Source organism: Breznakiella homolactica, assembly GCF_016616095.2.
Lineage (GTDB): Bacteria > Spirochaetota > Spirochaetia > Treponematales > Breznakiellaceae > Breznakiella > Breznakiella homolactica.
Genome location: NZ_CP067089.2, coordinates 249,254 through 265,201, shown reverse-complemented (window position 1 = coordinate 265,201; position 15,948 = coordinate 249,254). Strand labels below are relative to the sequence as shown.

20 protein-coding genes are annotated in these 15,948 nt (G+C 44.0%); 9 read left to right on the top strand and 11 right to left on the bottom strand.

Annotated features, from left to right (window positions below):
- Positions 1–31 precede the first annotated feature (31 nt).
- The 6 genes from JFL75_RS01270 to JFL75_RS01245 all read left to right on the top strand — a co-directional run bounded on the left by JFL75_RS01270 (position 32) and on the right by JFL75_RS01245 (position 7,491).
- On the top strand, positions 32–766 hold the full coding sequence (locus tag JFL75_RS01270) for a hypothetical protein (RefSeq protein ID WP_215624889.1): 735 nt from the start codon (positions 32–34) through the stop codon (positions 764–766).
- Between the two features lie 11 nt (positions 767–777).
- Positions 778–1,107, top strand: a complete 330-nt coding sequence (locus JFL75_RS01265) for a hypothetical protein (RefSeq protein ID WP_215624888.1) — start codon at positions 778–780, stop codon at positions 1,105–1,107.
- Positions 1,108–1,282: 175 nt separating this feature from the next.
- Positions 1,283–1,666: a response regulator gene (locus tag JFL75_RS20940; protein WP_215624887.1), complete on the top strand. Its 384-nt coding sequence runs from the start codon at positions 1,283–1,285 to the stop codon at positions 1,664–1,666.
- Positions 1,572–2,357 (top strand): hypothetical protein, encoded by a 786-nt coding sequence (locus JFL75_RS01255; protein WP_215624886.1) that lies wholly within the window; start codon positions 1,572–1,574, stop codon positions 2,355–2,357. Before JFL75_RS20940 ends, JFL75_RS01255 begins: the two co-directional genes overlap by 95 nt.
- A gap of 740 nt (positions 2,358–3,097) precedes the next feature.
- On the top strand, positions 3,098–4,858 hold the full coding sequence (locus tag JFL75_RS01250) for a site-specific DNA-methyltransferase (RefSeq protein ID WP_215624885.1): 1,761 nt from the start codon (positions 3,098–3,100) through the stop codon (positions 4,856–4,858).
- A 17-nt stretch (positions 4,859–4,875) separates the two neighbouring features.
- Positions 4,876–7,491 carry a DEAD/DEAH box helicase gene (locus tag JFL75_RS01245; RefSeq protein ID WP_215624884.1) on the top strand — a complete coding sequence of 872 codons (2,616 nt, stop codon included), beginning with the start codon at positions 4,876–4,878 and terminating at the stop codon, positions 7,489–7,491.
- Positions 7,492–8,070: 579 nt separating this feature from the next.
- Here the strand turns inward: JFL75_RS01245 and vapC are convergent.
- The 11 genes from vapC to JFL75_RS01190 form a co-directional block, all read right to left on the bottom strand.
- Positions 8,071–8,466, bottom strand: a complete 396-nt coding sequence (gene vapC / locus JFL75_RS01240) for a type II toxin-antitoxin system tRNA(fMet)-specific endonuclease VapC (protein ID WP_215624883.1) — start codon at positions 8,464–8,466, stop codon at positions 8,071–8,073.
- The gene (gene vapB / locus JFL75_RS01235) at positions 8,466–8,696 is read right to left on the bottom strand and encodes a type II toxin-antitoxin system antitoxin VapB (protein ID WP_215624882.1); all 231 of its coding nucleotides are present in this window, start codon (positions 8,694–8,696) and stop codon (positions 8,466–8,468) included. The genes vapC and vapB overlap by 1 nt, the downstream gene beginning before the upstream one ends.
- Before the next feature lie 347 nt (positions 8,697–9,043).
- Positions 9,044–10,042 (bottom strand): nucleotidyltransferase-like protein, encoded by a 999-nt coding sequence (locus JFL75_RS01230; RefSeq protein WP_215624881.1) that lies wholly within the window; start codon positions 10,040–10,042, stop codon positions 9,044–9,046.
- Positions 10,026–10,637 carry a Cap15 family cyclic dinucleotide receptor domain-containing protein gene (locus tag JFL75_RS01225; protein WP_215624880.1) on the bottom strand — a complete coding sequence of 204 codons (612 nt, stop codon included), beginning with the start codon at positions 10,635–10,637 and terminating at the stop codon, positions 10,026–10,028. The genes JFL75_RS01230 and JFL75_RS01225 overlap by 17 nt, the downstream gene beginning before the upstream one ends.
- Before the next feature lie 36 nt (positions 10,638–10,673).
- Positions 10,674–11,378: a JAB domain-containing protein gene (locus JFL75_RS01220; RefSeq protein WP_215624879.1), complete on the bottom strand. Its 705-nt coding sequence runs from the start codon at positions 11,376–11,378 to the stop codon at positions 10,674–10,676.
- 129 nt (positions 11,379–11,507) lie between these two features.
- On the bottom strand, positions 11,508–11,897 hold the full coding sequence (locus JFL75_RS01215) for a type II toxin-antitoxin system death-on-curing family toxin (RefSeq protein WP_215624878.1): 390 nt from the start codon (positions 11,895–11,897) through the stop codon (positions 11,508–11,510).
- Complete coding sequence (locus JFL75_RS01210) at positions 11,898–12,125, bottom strand: AbrB/MazE/SpoVT family DNA-binding domain-containing protein (RefSeq protein WP_215624877.1); 228 nt, start codon at positions 12,123–12,125, stop codon at positions 11,898–11,900.
- Positions 12,126–12,245: 120 nt separating this feature from the next.
- Positions 12,246–12,701 carry a GyrI-like domain-containing protein gene (locus tag JFL75_RS01205; RefSeq protein ID WP_223292740.1) on the bottom strand — a complete coding sequence of 152 codons (456 nt, stop codon included), beginning with the start codon at positions 12,699–12,701 and terminating at the stop codon, positions 12,246–12,248.
- A 25-nt stretch (positions 12,702–12,726) separates the two neighbouring features.
- On the bottom strand, positions 12,727–13,584 hold the full coding sequence (locus JFL75_RS01200; protein WP_215624875.1) for a hypothetical protein: 858 nt from the start codon (positions 13,582–13,584) through the stop codon (positions 12,727–12,729).
- Between the two features lie 36 nt (positions 13,585–13,620).
- Positions 13,621–14,106 carry a VOC family protein gene (locus JFL75_RS01195; protein WP_215624874.1) on the bottom strand — a complete coding sequence of 162 codons (486 nt, stop codon included), beginning with the start codon at positions 14,104–14,106 and terminating at the stop codon, positions 13,621–13,623.
- 370 nt (positions 14,107–14,476) lie between these two features.
- On the bottom strand, positions 14,477–14,860 hold the full coding sequence (locus tag JFL75_RS01190) for a VOC family protein (protein WP_215624873.1): 384 nt from the start codon (positions 14,858–14,860) through the stop codon (positions 14,477–14,479).
- Positions 14,861–14,958: 98 nt separating this feature from the next.
- On the opposite strand from JFL75_RS01190, the gene JFL75_RS01185 reads away from it, so the two are divergent.
- The 3 genes from JFL75_RS01185 to JFL75_RS20930 all read left to right on the top strand — a co-directional run bounded on the left by JFL75_RS01185 (position 14,959) and on the right by JFL75_RS20930 (position 15,901).
- Positions 14,959–15,261, top strand: a complete 303-nt coding sequence (locus tag JFL75_RS01185) for an ArsR/SmtB family transcription factor (RefSeq protein WP_215624872.1) — start codon at positions 14,959–14,961, stop codon at positions 15,259–15,261.
- 36 nt (positions 15,262–15,297) lie between these two features.
- A complete protein-coding gene (locus tag JFL75_RS20935; protein WP_285291955.1) occupies positions 15,298–15,546 on the top strand; it encodes an arsenic resistance protein in 249 nt (82 codons plus the stop codon).
- 166 nt (positions 15,547–15,712) lie between these two features.
- The gene (locus JFL75_RS20930) at positions 15,713–15,901 is read left to right on the top strand and encodes an arsenic resistance protein (protein ID WP_285291954.1); all 189 of its coding nucleotides are present in this window, start codon (positions 15,713–15,715) and stop codon (positions 15,899–15,901) included.
- Positions 15,902–15,948: the final 47 nt, after the last annotated feature.

Genomic DNA, 15,948 nt, shown 5'->3' with positions numbered 1-15,948 from the left:
AAAGTTAAACATCAAAGGAGAAGCAGTTTAAATGGTAATTACCTACGGTTTAAAAACAAAGATATATGAAGAAAAGTTTCTTGAAAACGAACGGGACCCGCTGACCGGCGGGAGCGGAGTTTGGCTCAGGTCCCAGCGGCGGTATGTGACCATCTTTTTTATCCTGCCGGTACTCTGCCGGCGGGCGGCGGTGGAGGCCTGCAGCCAGGAAAGCGGACAGAGTATACCCGTAGAACTCTGGAGCGAAAAGATGAAGGACGAAGGGGACCGTCTCCTCGCGAACGCGGGAAGCTGGCTGCGCTACGGATGGCTCGCCCCTTCCCTGCTGGTCTTCCTCGCCGCGCTGTTTATCTGGGGTATTGCGTCCGGAGCTTCGAAACGGAACCTCGAGGAACAGCAGACCCTGTACTTCGCCGAACCAAAAGCCGGAGACATTGTTATCGCCCTTGACCGGGAAGACCCGGATGACTGGACCACCGAGTACCGGACCGCGTTTAAAATAACAAAAGTTGAAGATGAGTTTATCTACGCCCTCAGGAGCGCGGAAAAGAAACCCGGCGGCTGGGAGAAACTTAAGGACAGGCCCGGGATTGCCCGGAGCTTTAACCTTTCGGACGCCATGTTCGGGGGAGAGCCCCAGCGGTTCAGCCGGTACATGTACAACCATTCAAGCGGCTCACACACGCTGCAGGATGTCTCCGTTCCTTTCAAGGACCGGCGGTACGGTATGAGCGCTGACCTTGTTATCAGGCCGAATTCAAAATAACGGAGCAGAGTATGGAAAAAGCAAAAATCACTATTACCGACAGCAAGGGGCACCGCATGGGCCGGGACTACGATTACGAATACAGGGGACGCCGGCATGAAGAAAAGCGGGATACCCACCCGCAAAGAATGCGGACAGCGTGCAGATGCGTCAGCCTTGTATTTCTTGCTCTGGGGCTGTGGCCCTTTTTGGGTATTCTCTTTGGAAGAAGCTCCGCAAATCCGGGCGGCGCGCTCGCGGTGTTTACGCTCTTTGGTTTTTTCGCTGTACTTACCTACGTTCTTACGCGGTATTCCCTTAAAAGGCGGCGGGAGCTGTATGAGGCAATCAGGCGGGAGTAAGACCATGAAGACAGACTTAGCCAGTTAATAGTCCTGTATCAGTTATAGAACAACTCTATTCAGCCCCCAAAAATTAATCTCCCTTTAATCTTCACCCCTCAGCATACCATTAATCAAACAGATAAACTAAACCGGGGGTTTCTGTTAGAATACCCGGAATAAGGAGGGCCGGACAATGCGGGTGTTGGTAGTGGAGGATGAGAAAACCCTCCGGTCCCTGCTGGAGCGGCGGTTCAAAGAGGAGAAGTACAGCGTAGACGCCGCCGGAGACGGACGGGAGGCTCTGGATTATATCAATGCCGGGACCTATGACTGTATAGTCCTGGACATCATGCTTCCCGGCCGGGACGGGCTTTCGGTCCTGGAGGAGATGCGTTCCCGGCGCGGATATCCGGGTACTGCCGGTTTCGGAACTCCAGTTCAGCCAGGGCTCGCCGGTGGACCTGTACCTCCGGGGCGCGGATATGGATACCCTGCAGAACCTGGCGGAGGAACTGAAAGACCGGATTGCCCTCATCCCCGGCCTGATGAATCCGGCCCTCAGCTCCCGGCCGGGTAAGACCGAGCTCGCCTTTACTCCCAAACGGAAGGCCCTCTCCGAAGACGGCCTCAGCGCCAAGGCCAGCTCGGGGTGGCCGTTACACATAGCCGGCAAGGATATATACGGCATCGGCATTCGGAAACGGGCGGACCGGCACGGCGCCGAAGTAATCAGCGAACCCTTTGACGGGCTCATCTGGAATCTCCACGCGGGAGGCACCCTGCGGTTTGACCTGGCCGCCCTGGTTCCCGGGGATTGGAACCATGTACTATTCCAGACTTTCCATGAAATCAATTACCGGGAATATACCGCCGCGTCCGCCACCGACTCGTGGTATTTTGAAAACGATGATGGGGAAAACAGGAACGGTTTCAACTATTACGCCAATGTTATGCTGGGATACCGGATGCCGGTTTTTCTTAACATGGCCGCACTCATGGCGGAGGTGGATATGTATCTCTACGATACGCCTGGACGTGAATTGTGGGGGGACGACCTGGGCCGCTGGGTTTTCTCGGGGCTTCTTAATTTTAAAATAACCGACCGGCTGAGCGCCGCCGCAATAGTCCAGTTCAGAACCCGGCGGAATTTTACCACTGAAACCAGGGAGTATGAATTCTACCAGGACCGCCGGCTGGTCACATCCGGCGCGAAACAGCGTTTGGAATTTTACCAGGTTGCTTTCAGATTGACCTTTAAACTCAAATGAAGGTCCGCGGTATCTTTGGCGGTTAATTAGGAGCATATTTATGAGAGCGAACAGCATGATATTAATCCGTTCTCCATAGTTTCTATTGGGCATGGAGTTTTTTAAATTGGTCTGGTTTCGACAAAGGTTTCAATTAGCTTCAAATGAAGCTAATTGAAAAAATGCCGGAAAAAGTCACTCTTTAGATTGTAAAACAATTATTTATTTACAGTGTATAGAATTAGCAAAACACTGTTATACAAAAACAAAAATTTTTTACAAAGATCTCTTTACACCGTAAGGAATTACGTCCAATGTTTTACATCTTTTATCTTGCCCTGTGGGACATGAGTATCTTTCCCGATACTCTTCGGGTCCACCGGGGAGGATGTGTGGATCGGCGGCAATTGTACAATCCTGCCCTGAGTTGCCATTAGGAATATTGTTGTTATCGCGGCGGGAGCTGTGGTAACAAAGGATGTACCGGACAACTCTGTCGCCGCGGAGGTTCCGGCAAAGATTATCAATCGGCTGGAACCAAAAAGCCTATAGCCGGGAACATATCAATATGTTTACTTTGGCGTATAAACCAGTATAGGAAGTGGATAGGCACCATTCACTTTCCGTTAAAACACTCTTTCCAGGCGTGGCGGTTTTATTGCTTTATAAATGAACAGTAGATTTCTTCGTTGCTATAGCCGACTTTCCTCTGATATAATTGAGAATAGTAATAGCTACTTACTGAAGTCAGGGGATATACTATGCCGACACTGGACTGGATTGGAAAAGATAAAGTTATAAATCATCACCTAGATGTGCCATACCGCGTGTTGGAACGGCAATACAGCTATGATGAGTCCGGACGGCACGAAGCTGACAACGGCAGTGAAAACATGATTATCCACGGCGATAATCTGGCGGCCCTAAAATCCCTGTTGCCCCAATACGAAGGACAGGTAAAATGCATCTATATCGACCCGCCGTACAACACCGGAAATGAGGGTTGGGTTTATAACGACAATGTGAACGACCCGCGCATTGTTAAGTGGCTGGGCGAAGTGGTTGGAAAAGAGGGGGAGGACTTGAGCCGCCATGATAAATGGCTGTGCATGATGTATCCGCGGCTTAAACTATTGCAGAAGCTCCTTTCCGATGATGGGGCGATTTTTATCAGCATTGATGATACGGAATATGCAAACCTAAAAACGATTTGTGATGAAATTTTTGGAAGCAATTGTTTTGTATCCAACATTTCTTGGCAACGTACATACTCTACAAGAAACGATTCCAAAGGAATTGTAAACGAAGTAGAACACATACTTGTTTATAGCAATCAGCCAAATTGGAACCCCGATAAACTCCCCCGGACGGCGGAAATGGACTCTAAGTATAAGAACCCCGATAATGATAGTGTACCCTGGACAAGTAGTGATGCCTTTGCGCCAGGGGCTGCAACACACCAAGGGATGGTTTACGCGATACAACATCCTTTTACGGGTAAAATGATTTATCCAAGCAACAGTGCATGCTGGCGATATCAGCAAGATACCATGCTAGAAATTATGAATGGCTGGACAAAATATGAGCTGAAAGATTTGGGCGACGCAAAAGAGCGGGCGCATGTTTGTGGTATTGCTGAAAACGAAGTGCGGACAGGTGTAATGGGTATTGTACTGGCGGAACCGCTGGAAGTTGCAGCCGCTAACGCCAAAAAAGTGTTAGAACGTGGCCAATGGCCTCGATTCTATTTTACCAAAAACGGGAAAGGCGGCGTTCGTCGAAAGACATATCTGGACAACGTGGGCGGCAGACTCCCTACCAACTTCTGGCCGTATTCAGAAACAGGGCATACCGATGAAGCGAAAAAAGAAATGCTCGCCATTTTCAATGGCAAGGCCACTTTTGATACCCCTAAGCCCACACGCTTACTTGAATTTATCATGCGCATAGCAGGGAGTGAAACTGCGTTTGTACTCGATTCCTTTGCAGGTTCCGGCACTACTGCCCATGCAGTACTCAGGATGAATAAAGCTGACAAGGAACATACGGGCAATCGCAAGTTTATCCTTATTGAAATGATGGATTATGCGGATTCCATCACCGCAGAACGGGTCAAGCGTGTGATTAACGGATACGGCGAGGGAAACGGCACAGTAAAGGGTACAGGCGGCAGTTTTAGTTTTTACGAGCTTGGTGAACCGCTGCTGATCGGCGATAACTTAAATGAAGCCGTCGGCGAAGACAAAATCCGTGAGTATGTGTATTTCACTGAAACCAAATGCCGGATTTCCGCACCCAAACAGGATGAACCCTATTTCTTGGGGCAGTACATCGACACGGCTTACTATTTTTACTACGAACGGGAAAGCATAACCACCCTGAATCGTGGGTTTTTACATAGTGTTAAAACAAAAGCAGGCGGCTATGTTATGTATGCAGACCTTTGTACTCTGAGTGCAAGCGAATTGGAAAAATACCATATTACGTTTAAAAAAATCCCACGGGATATTACCAAATTATAAAGAAGGGGGAGGAGAAGATGGAGCTAAAGAATTATCAAAAGGCTGTTATAAGGAACCTGTCCTCCTACCTGGACAGTGTCAATACCGAAAATAATGTTATTGCGGCATGGAAAAGCTATTGGCTCGGACAGGATATCAATGTTGGCTTTGGCGGTGTTCCTACATACAACAATGTTATTGACGGCGTACCGCATATCTGCACCAAGGTGCCAACCGGGGGCGGGAAAACATTTATTGCTTGCGCGGCGGTAAAACCCATTTTCAACGCAATGCCGCTGGATAAACCTCGCGTTGTTGTTTGGCTGGTGCCGTCTGACTCTATTTTGACACAAACCATTGAAACCCTTTCCAATGCAGCTCACCCATACCGCCAAAAGCTGGATGCGTATTTTGCGGGCAGAGTTGGTGTATATACAAAAGATATGCTCTTGAATGGACAAAACTTTTCGCCGGATACCGTACGGGATATGCTTACCATATGCGTCTTAAGCTATGGCTCTCTGCGGATTGACAGTAAAAAAAAGGATGTCCGCAAGGTATATCAGGAAAATGGAAATTTACTGCGCTTCGCGGAGTATTTTAAGGATGACAGCGTGTTGCTGGCCGATACGCCGGACACTGCGCTGATTCAGGTGCTGCGTCATTTGTCTCCCATTACTATTGTGGATGAAAGCCACAATGCGGGTTCGGATTTGAGCGTGGAAATGCTGAATAACCTGAATCCCTCCCTTGTTTTAGATTTGACCGCCACTCCACGAAAAAACAGCAATATTATCTCGTACGTGGATGCCCGGGAACTGAAAAAAGAGAACATGGTGAAACTGCCCGTGGTGGTGTACAACCGCAATACACGGCAAAGCGTGATTCAGGACGCAATACAATTTCAAGGAAGTATCGAGAAACAGGCCATCGAACAAGAGAAGGCAGGAGGCGAATACATTCGCCCCATTGTACTGTTTCAGGCACAGCCCAAAACCAGCGAGGACAGCGAAACCTTTGACAAAATCAAATCCACATTGGTGGAAATGGGTATACCCAAAGAGCAAATCGCGATAAAAACCTCAAAGATTGATGATATTGGAAAAACCAATCTTATGAGCCGGGATTGCCCCATTCGTTTTATTATTACGGTCAATGCGCTAAAGGAGGGATGGGACTGTCCCTTTGCGTACATTCTGGCATCCCTGGCGAACAAGACTTCCACCGTTGATGTGGAGCAGATTCTTGGGCGCATACTGCGTCAGCCCTATGCAAAGCAACATTCACGCCCTCTGCTGAACACTTCGTATGTGTTTACCTGCTCAAAAGACTTTCACGCCACATTAGAGAATATCGTATCCGGGTTAAATAAGGCGGGCTTTTCCAGAAAAGATTTTCGTTTGGGCGAGGATACTTTACAAGAAGCCTCCCCCGCGGATGAACCCATTGACCAGCAGCTTGATATTGAAGCACCAGCGCCATCGGAGATGGAAGATACGTTTGAAGATATTGTACCCAGTGAGGTGAAAGCAGCGCTGGAAGCCGGAAATGACGATACTGCTTCTGAAATCTCAAAGATGGTATCGGCGGCGACACAGCAAGCGGCAGAATATAATGAGGCTATTTCCGGAACCGATGACATTGGGTTTGTGGGAGGAGAGCTTGGAGATATGCTTAATCAAAATGTTATGCAGCACCAATTTGCCAAAGAAGCAAGCAAACTGCGGGTACCGCAATTCTTTCTGAAAACTGTGCCGGATCTATTTGGCGATGAGTTTGAACTACTTGAGCCTGATAACTTATCAGATGGTTTTTCGCTCAGCGGCCAGGATTCGCAAGTTAACCTTGAATTGGCAACCGGAGAAATGTACCGCGTTGATATACAGGAGCACGGCGAAGCGATACCCAAATACAAACGCGCCTCCAAAGAAGAGAGTGAGTATATCCGCAACCAGCTGGCCAAGTTGCCGCAGGAAAAGAAAATAACACGATGCATTGATTTAATTTGCGACCAAATCAATAATAACAATCGCTATGCAACGGCTGAAATCACAGAGTATGTCCGCCGAATTGTTTCTGACATGACCGATGAAAAAATATACGCAATGGAAACAGCCATTCCAACATATGCGCTGAAAATTCAAAAGAAGATTGAAACTCTTGAAGAGGTTTACCGGGAAAAGCAGTTTGACAAATGGCTTGACAGCGGAAAAATCGTGTGCCGGGAATCATATGGGTTGCCAAAAGTCATTACCCCTGCGCTTACAATAGATTCAATTCCCTATTCTCTTTATGAAGCAGAAAAAGATGACCTGAACAAGTTTGAGAAAAGCGTGATTGATGTTGTCGTCAGCTATGATAATATTGAATGGTGGCATCGAATTATCGAGCGAAAAGGAATGCGCCTCAATGGGTTCATCAACCACTACCCTGATTTTATGGTGATGACAAAATCCGGAAAAATTGTACTGATTGAAGCCAAAGGGGATTATTTGGACGGGGACGACAGCAAAACCAAGCTAAAACTGGGCCGGCAGTGGCAAGCTCAAGCGGGCGCTAATTTCCGCTATTTTATGGTGTTTAAGGATAAGGAACTGGGGCTTGACGGTGCATACACGCTGGATAAGTTTGCCGAAGTAATGAAAGATTTATAGGTTGAAACTTGCTATTTTAGTTTTCAGACAAAACCTGACTGCTTTATAAATAAAGAATTATCCCTCCTGGTTTTACCTTCTTTATCTTGCCCTGATCGGGCCATGGGTAAAGGGCCTTTCTTTTAGCCTCAAATTAAGGTAAAAGGAGAAATCAAAAAACCGCCGCCGGGACAAGGCCGCCAAAGCTTGCCCCGGTATGCTCTGCCCCTATCCTACCCCATTCCCGGGAGTCCTGTAGTATAACGGCTATTATTAAAAACGTACCGGCAAGGCGTAATCCGGCCGCCGCGGAGCCGTTTACGGGGAAGTGGTACGTTTCGGGTACGTCTCGGATACGTTGCGGTTGGGACGGAAATGGGGACCGGGAGTGGAGTTTTCTTTCAGAAAACTCCTTAGCAGAATCTAAAGTTTTAGATTCTGCAGGGGCACATTTTTTAATGGCGGTTATTGGAAATCCGGGAGAAAGGATGGTATTGTGGAACCATGAGGGCCGGGCCGGTCTGCCGCCATACTGCCGGGAAGGTTCTTGTGGTTGAAGAGGATGAGGGAGAGAGAACCGGCTGATAAACAGGGGCGTTGTTACATCCAGTTTTCTATCTTTACATCCGCTATCCGCTCAAATTCCCTGGTATTATTAGTTACCAGGACCAAATCTTCCGATTTGGCGTGGGCGGCTATGAGTATATCCAGCGGTCCGATGATACGGCCCCTCCGTTTTAAATCGGCCTTAATCTTTCCATAGGCCTCCGCCGCTTTGGCTTCAAAGGGCAGGATGGTTATTATAGAAAGAAACTTAATCAGGGCGATTTTGTTCTTCTCCGGAAACTTGCTGTTTTCTACACCGTATTCCAGTTCCGCCAGGGTGATTGAGGAAATGGCTATCCCCTTGGAACGCTTTTTCCTGAGGTTTTTTAAGACCGCTTCGGGACGCTCCTTGATAAGGTATAGGCAGATATTGGTATCCAGGAGGTACATTACAGGGCTTCCCGTTCGCCCTTAATCCCCTGGTCGCAGCCGTCTGCCAGAAAGTCGTCGGAGAAGCTGTTTAACCCGTCGAGAAAGATTTCCCAGTCCTTGTCCTTGGGAAAGAGGATGACCGCGTCCCCTACTTTTTGGATGTAGACATCTTCTCCGATAAACTGGTAATCCTTGGGCAGCCGTACGGCCTGGCTCCGCCCATTGGTAAATAGTTTCGCTGTTTGCATGGTTTTTATCCTCATGAAAGAATATATATCATGGTATATACCAGATCAAGATAAATATTTCTTACACAAGGAATCTTATTGTTTAAGTATTTGTCCCTATTAATATCAACAAATTTGTTTTCTCCATTTGTCTCTATGAGAATAATTGCGTTATCAGGGCTAATATGTATTATTTTCTAAAAAATGATTTCTCCGTTGATTCACCCAAAAGGCACATAGCTTCGGTATGTTTTAATGATACTGCACGGGCAACAGCATCGCAGTTATTGAGCTGATACTATACGAATACAAGCCAATAAATCAATTAAGTATCTACGGTCATACAAAATTAGTTTTTTAGAGAATATCTATAATTCTTCAGCAAGTTCAATTATTACTTTTATCAATTTAAGAAGTTCATTTTTATTTAAGCTATCACTGATTTTTACAGTTTGATTTGGTACAAATAATTTTTCAAGATAATTTTGGTTTGTTATAAGGTAATAAAAATATGAAGAAATATTTTTAAGTGTTTCTATTGCTGATCGGCAGTTATTTATGTTCTGATTGCTCATATGATACAAAAGAGCTGTTATTTCATAGCTTGAAATATCAATCTCTTCATCACTATCATTCTTTATTGATTTTACTAATCGGATTAACTGCTTAAACTTTCCATTTGTATTTTCGTCTTTTTCATGTAAATAATAATTATGTAAAAATGGGAAATTATCTACTCTTTCATTGTTATGGTAATCTAAAATGTTCACTCCAAGATAAGTCTCATCTTGGGTCTCTTCATATTTACTTGTATGATACCAGTTGCACATTACCAAATCGACTTTCCTCTTTAAAGATCCGCCGGATATTGAAATACATTTTGACTTTGTAGTATCAATATCTGCTGCTGGGAATGCTTCTTTTAATATTTTAATACAGATAGATCTTATTTTTTTCAAGTCTTGTAAAGGGTCTCCTTTATAAGGAATTGTTGGTTTCAAGGGAGGAGCTAAGCTATAAAATCGCTTACAAATAATAAGAAGATCTATATCACTTACATATTTTATATTTGTATTATTTGTTACAGAACCTTGATATTCGAATTCTACATCAACTAAACCTTTTAGAGTCAGCTGGTTGAATATCCTGTCTGCTTCAGAAAATGATTTTTGCGTATATTCATTTTCAACCTCACGCATTGATTCAATAATATAAATTTCATTTTCTGATAATCCAGCCGATTCATATGACTTTTCTCTTAAGGATTTTCTTACAGAATATGATATACTATCACCAATAGAGGCAAATAAAACATCATTATCCGTTCGTCTTTGCCTTAATTTCTCTAACTTATTTTTTATTCCCATCTTTTTTCTCCAAAGACATAGTGCCATAAGTATTACGAGATGGGTCATTAAAGTAGTCACCAGAAGCAGTACATAAATTCTTATTGAATCTTAATTTTACAAGTCCTTCATGTCTAAGAAGATTTGGAGTATGGCTTCGTGGAGTATTTGAATAGACATAGCTTAATAGAATTTCATCATTATCTTCAATCTTCAAACCGCCAATAATGCTTGTTGAAAACGAATCAGAATCAGCTGTCTTTTGAGTAATACCGATTTTATCCCATTCTTGTTTAATACATATTTCAGAATCCCAATCATATTCTTCATCTGTTTTATAGTTAAAAGAGTGTCCTTTACATTTCCATATACCATTTAAGTTAGGTATTTTTAAGAACTTATAACAAAATCTCCATACTATTTTATTAAAAAAGAAATAAAGTATAGTGAAAATGAGAACCGAAGTAACAGTATAAGTAATCTCTATATAATTTCTGAATAAATTTGTAAACTTGCTGATTATCCAATTGATGCCCGGTGTAATAATAATAGAGGCCATTGCCAACCAGAATATAACTCTTTCACGTTTTCTATTATCTGTTGAATATTCATGCATAATGTACCCCCCTGAATAATGCTTTATTTAACTGTTCTACTCCCTCAACCCTTCTATCACCTTCTTCGTCAGCCCCGTGAGCTTCATTATCAGCTTAACATCCAGTCCCTCGGCCAGCGCGGCCCTCGCCATCTCAATCGCCTTATTCTTTTCGCCTGTCTTCTCTCCCTGTTCCAGCCCCACCTTGCGGCCTTCCTCCAGAGCGTCTTTCAGCATCTTTTCCTGTAATTCCAGCATCTCCTTGACGATGGCCTCCTTCTCCCGGCGGTACCGTTCCTCAAGCTCATACTGGGGCACGTACTCCGTGCTCTTGGCAAGCTCCGCCAGCAGGCCCGACTCGGCGAAACTGTAGAACGCCTTGGGGGTAATAATCAGGTGGTCGTCAACCTCGACATCCAGAATCTTCCCAACCTGGTAGAGCCGGTCGGTGACATTCTTGTCAGGGTCGGACGGCTCAAGACTCTCCGACGGATGGTTATGCACCAGGATAATCCGGGCGGAGCCTTTCATCACCGCCAGCCGGAACACGTTCATGGGTTCCACCGTGGTGCGCTTGGTTCCTCCCAGGCTGATAAGCTCCACATACTGGAGCAGGAGACTCTGGCCCAGACCCACGGCCCAGAAGTGCTCCCGGTTGCGGTCTATCTTATTGTCCCTCATGAGTATTTCCCGCATGATGGGATAAATATCCGAAGGTTTGTTGAGTATCTTCTTTTGATCTTTGGTGAGCTTAATTTCCATAAAAAAAGTATATCACACCCGCCGGAGATTGCAAAGAAAAGTACAATCCGGTTTAGCGGATGTGCGTTCCGGAATTACGCCTGCCTGCAATACACCCTTTATCGAGCCCTGGACGCGGGCGGGAAAGAATTACTCCGCGGTTTTCGCGTATTTCTCAAAGAATGTAATGAGGGATTCTTTCTTGATTTCGCCCTTGGCCACATCCATCATTTGTTTATACAGAGTGGGTTCCGGGCAGGTGAAATCGTAATTATTCAGGTCCAGAAATACCAGAGCGCTTGCCAGGGCGGTTCTCTTATTTCCATCCACAAACGGATGGTTCTGGCAGATGTGGAACCCGTAGGCCGCCGCCATCGCCGGGACGGTTGTATGCAGATACTCCCCGTTAAAGCTAGACTGGGGAACATAGACGGCGGAGCTTAACAGATTAAGGTCCCTGACCCCGTATTCACCGCCGTACCGGCGCACCTGGTCTTCATAGATAATCAGCACCTCCGAGAGGGTCAGAAAGCGGACCATCTATTCACCCAGCTTTTTCAGGGTCTTGCCGTATTTCCGGTTTATCTTTTCCAGGGACCGCAGGATGTCCCCTTCTTCTTTTGCCTCATTCTGCGGAGATACAATTATGTTTTTTCCGTCGGTGGTTATTTCCAGGGGCGTGTCCGCGGAAATGTTGAGCATTTCCAGTATGGGCTTATCTATGACCAGGGCGGCGCTGTTGCCGTGCTGTATGAGTTTTTTTACCATGGGTATACCTCTGTTTATAATGTATACATATTGTGTATACGGTGTCAAGGAGGGATTATAATGGTTACTGTCTACCGGAATACCATTTTTATTCAGCATGCTCCCATACATACCAATATATTATTCCACTAAGGACCATAATTCATATTCCCCATCAAACCCATTCGGATAATATTCAAAAGCAATATCATCTGTTTCTTTTGGTTTAAACCCCATTTCCGGGATGTCCTTATCATAAAATTCTGTCCATGCTTTTATGGCATCATCTTCCGGAGCGCATTGCTTACGGCAGTATGTTCCTTTTGCCATTATTTTTATTTCAATATTTTTTTCATCCAATTCTTCTTTAACTTTTTGCCCCACTAAATATCTGTATCGTACATGCGGCTCCGTATACCATAAGACAGCATAATATTCCGTTTTGTTTCCGGTGATGGTATGCAACAATTCCATTTTGCCGTTCTGGATAAAATCATTGTATAAGGCTCCAACATCAGCGGCGCTATTTTCCAAGGTTGTTTCCACAGAAAATCCGGCGATGATAGTTTGATCTAATTCAACTGCGCTTATGCTCATGTTAGATGACGTTTGTTTGCCACTTTTATTTCTCTTTATTTGTCCTTTCTACTATATCTTCAATCGTTTTTTTAATATATGCTGATTCATTTTTCTTCTGACCAAAATCCCATCCTTTCCAAAATTGATATACGGATTGTGGGCAATATCCATTTTGTTTTATTGCTTCAAAAACAATCTCCAGCATCTCTTTATATTCTGCTCTTTTTATTGCTTCCGGATATCTTGATAAGACTGAAACCAGATTTAATATATCATACCAAATAAGAGGGTACTTTAGTTTCTTAAAATCCGTTCCCATTGCAAATAAGTATGGACGCCGGGTTTTTCGTTCATTCCATAGATTCATAAGTATTTCTAATGCTTGTAACTTTTCTGTTTTATATGAATTTGCTCTTGTTAAGGATAACATTTTTAAAATATTTAGTGTTGTAATGGGACATTCATCGTCTTTACGTCCTGGTCCTCGAAACCCGCCTAATAGCGGGTCACCTTTACATTTCCACTTTCTATCTTCTGATAAGGATAATACTTTCTCAATTGCCTTTTTATGGATTGCTTCTATTTTTCCTTCGTTTAGTTTTATTGCTGCATATATCATTAATGGATGATCACAGCTCATCCAGCTGATACATGGTTTTCCGGTCCCGCCAAAATGTTCCGGTATATTCAAAACCACGGAGAAATTATTCGTTAGTATTTCTTGATATAATTCCTCTAAACCATCATTTTTTGTAATACCATTATCAACAAGAAATACGAGAATATTTAAAAGATGGCCAGCGTCGTTATGACGTTTTAATTCTGTTTTATAGAGATTGGTGCTTAATAAAATTAAATTGTTATAGTCTTTTTTGTTTATCATATTGCCAATCCATTTCATGGAAACCTGCAGTCAAACGTCCGCGGATACACGCTGTTATGTGACATTTTGCCCTGCTTTATTTCCTCTCTTTTCATTTATTTCACCAAACAATTTTCCCCTGTTATAATGTACTATTTCATATTCTATGTTTTGATTGTCTTTGAAAAATACAGCGTAATAGTCTTCTGAATATTCTTTATAATATTTTGGTTTATTCACAATAGTAACATTCAATTCTTTTATACTTTTATATAATTCATCAACTTCATTTTTTGTTTCAACCATAAATGCCAAATGATGGAGCGAACCAGGCCTTCTCCTGTTTATTTTTATATCAGTAAATTCTTTTCTTGGAGAAACAATGCCAATGGTTAATTCTTTAGTATGATATTCAATTATTTTGTAATCATTTTCCGGAACATTATCTATCCCTTTTAGGTTTATATCAAAACCCAACAATGGTAATAATACATCATAAAACTTTTCCGCTTCGTCGAGATTTTTTACCGTAATATGTATATGGTCAATTATTGGTTTCATCGTTTCCTTTTATGCCAACAGATTTCCTACTACTCCCTTAACCCCTCAATTGCTGAATTGAAATCAGAGATTTCAATTCAGCTTAGGAGTTTTCCTTTCGGGGAAACTCCACTGGCCCTTGGTGAGCTTTATTCCGAAAGCCCGGTTTAATACCGCATTTTGAAAGTGTTTAACCGTTTGAGCCGGAGCAAAACTCCGGGGTATTAAACCGGGTGGTATAATAAATTTCCTTGCGGACGAGCCTCCTGCTCTGCGGAGGCTCATTTCCATAAAATCAGTATACCACAGGCTTTCCGGATTGCAAAGCAAAGGCAAAATCCGGCGCAAAGCGGGCCATGGGAAAAATAGCGATAGGCTCGGTGAGGATTAATTATTCAACAATTTCTATTGTATTATTTTCCGGATCATGTACACTGCTTTCATAATACCCGTCTCCGGTGGTCCTCGGCTGGCTATTTATGGTAAATCCGTCTTTTTCCAATTGTTTCGTTATTTCATCCACATTTTTCCTGCTTCCGACACTAATCGCTATATGGATATACCCCACGGCATTACCATCTTTGGGGATACGCTTTATAGTATCCTTTGTCATGATTTCCAAACGGCAGCCATCGGCAAATTCCAGAAAATAGGTTCTTAGAGTGGTTTTGGGGTTATGATACATTGTATTGGCCGTTGCACCAAAGTATTTTTCATAAAAAGTTTTCATTTTTTCCAAGTCTTCAACATATAAGGCCACATGGTTTATTTTCATATTGTCTCCTTAGCCAAAAATCCTAACATATTGACGCTTATCAATATTACATATATATTAGATACATAGATGTTTGTCAATGTGTTAGGAGATACCGAATGAAAAGCTCATTTGCGGAATATGCCCTGCTCTTTAAAGCCCTCTCTGATGAGACACGGTTAAGGATATTTTCCATGCTCTCGGATGAAGAACGCTGCGCCTGCGATATCCTGGAAGAGGTAAATATTACCCAGCCCACCCTGTCCTATCACATGAAAATGCTCTGCGACTGCGGCCTTGCCAACAGCCGCAAGGACGGACAGTGGGTTAAATATACCGTCAACCGGGAGCGGGTTAAACAGCTTGAGGAGTTTCTTGAGGAGCTGCCCCAATTTGAGAAAAGCAGGGAAAAGAAAAAATGAAGGAAAAGGCTGATATAAGTATGGGTACTGCTCTGCATGGCAGCGGGTGTGTTTATCGGGAAGTTTATTCCCGCCATTCCCTCATTTTTAAGCCGGTTTGAGTATGCCAACGTATCAATTCCTATCGCAATCCTTGTGTGGCTCATGATTTTTCCCATGATGATGAAGGTGGATTTTAAGTCCATAAAGAATGTGGGGAAAAACCCGAAAGGTTTGTTCGTTACCTGGATTACCAACTGGCTTATTAAGCCCTTCACCATGTACGGTATCGCGGTCTTTTGTTAATGCTGGTGCTTCTTTTTCTTTTCAGAGTGATGTTATCCTGGGTAATCCGGTCCATATTCTCCTGATTGCTGTTCCGCTGGTTATTCAGACATTCCTGATTTTCTTCATCGCCTATCTGGCAAGCAAGGCCCTGAAACTGCCGCACAATGTCGCCGCTCCCGCGGGAATGATTGGGGCTTCCAATTTCTTTGAACTTGCTGTGGCGGTGGCTATCGCCCTTTTCGGGGCAAACTCACCGGTGGCCCTCGCGACTATTGTCGGGGTACTGGTCGAGGTTCCGGTGATGCTTATCCTGGTGAATATCGCTAATAGGACAAAGAAGTGGTTCCCCGAATCCCAGGCGGTAAAAGCTTAAAAATTGAAGCCGCCCAATAAAAAAAAAGCCTCCGCAATATGCGGAGG

What these genes read in the sequence shown, in the direction of transcription:
- JFL75_RS01270 (WP_215624889.1), top strand. Translation starts at nt 32, where the DNA reads ATGGTAATTACCTACGGTTTAAAAACAAAGATATATGAAGAAAAGTTT.
- JFL75_RS01265 (WP_215624888.1), top strand. Translation starts at nt 778, where the DNA reads ATGGAAAAAGCAAAAATCACTATTACCGACAGCAAGGGGCACCGCATG.
- JFL75_RS20940 (WP_215624887.1), top strand. Translation starts at nt 1,283, where the DNA reads ATGCGGGTGTTGGTAGTGGAGGATGAGAAAACCCTCCGGTCCCTGCTG.
- JFL75_RS01255 (WP_215624886.1), top strand. Translation starts at nt 1,572, where the DNA reads ATGGATACCCTGCAGAACCTGGCGGAGGAACTGAAAGACCGGATTGCC.
- JFL75_RS01250 (WP_215624885.1), top strand. Translation starts at nt 3,098, where the DNA reads ATGCCGACACTGGACTGGATTGGAAAAGATAAAGTTATAAATCATCAC.
- JFL75_RS01245 (WP_215624884.1), top strand. Translation starts at nt 4,876, where the DNA reads ATGGAGCTAAAGAATTATCAAAAGGCTGTTATAAGGAACCTGTCCTCC.
- vapC (WP_215624883.1), bottom strand. Translation starts at nt 8,466, where the DNA reads ATGTACCTCCTGGATACCAATATCTGCCTATACCTTATCAAGGAGCGT.
- vapB (WP_215624882.1), bottom strand. Translation starts at nt 8,696, where the DNA reads ATGCAAACAGCGAAACTATTTACCAATGGGCGGAGCCAGGCCGTACGG.
- JFL75_RS01230 (WP_215624881.1), bottom strand. Translation starts at nt 10,042, where the DNA reads ATGGGAATAAAAAATAAGTTAGAGAAATTAAGGCAAAGACGAACGGAT.
- JFL75_RS01225 (WP_215624880.1), bottom strand. Translation starts at nt 10,637, where the DNA reads ATGCATGAATATTCAACAGATAATAGAAAACGTGAAAGAGTTATATTC.
- JFL75_RS01220 (WP_215624879.1), bottom strand. Translation starts at nt 11,378, where the DNA reads ATGGAAATTAAGCTCACCAAAGATCAAAAGAAGATACTCAACAAACCT.
- JFL75_RS01215 (WP_215624878.1), bottom strand. Translation starts at nt 11,897, where the DNA reads ATGGTCCGCTTTCTGACCCTCTCGGAGGTGCTGATTATCTATGAAGAC.
- JFL75_RS01210 (WP_215624877.1), bottom strand. Translation starts at nt 12,125, where the DNA reads ATGGTAAAAAAACTCATACAGCACGGCAACAGCGCCGCCCTGGTCATA.
- JFL75_RS01205 (WP_223292740.1), bottom strand. Translation starts at nt 12,701, where the DNA reads ATGAGCATAAGCGCAGTTGAATTAGATCAAACTATCATCGCCGGATTT.
- JFL75_RS01200 (WP_215624875.1), bottom strand. Translation starts at nt 13,584, where the DNA reads ATGAAATGGATTGGCAATATGATAAACAAAAAAGACTATAACAATTTA.
- JFL75_RS01195 (WP_215624874.1), bottom strand. Translation starts at nt 14,106, where the DNA reads ATGAAACCAATAATTGACCATATACATATTACGGTAAAAAATCTCGAC.
- JFL75_RS01190 (WP_215624873.1), bottom strand. Translation starts at nt 14,860, where the DNA reads ATGAAAATAAACCATGTGGCCTTATATGTTGAAGACTTGGAAAAAATG.
- JFL75_RS01185 (WP_215624872.1), top strand. Translation starts at nt 14,959, where the DNA reads ATGAAAAGCTCATTTGCGGAATATGCCCTGCTCTTTAAAGCCCTCTCT.
- JFL75_RS20935 (WP_285291955.1), top strand. Translation starts at nt 15,298, where the DNA reads ATGGCAGCGGGTGTGTTTATCGGGAAGTTTATTCCCGCCATTCCCTCA.
- JFL75_RS20930 (WP_285291954.1), top strand. Translation starts at nt 15,713, where the DNA reads ATGATTGGGGCTTCCAATTTCTTTGAACTTGCTGTGGCGGTGGCTATC.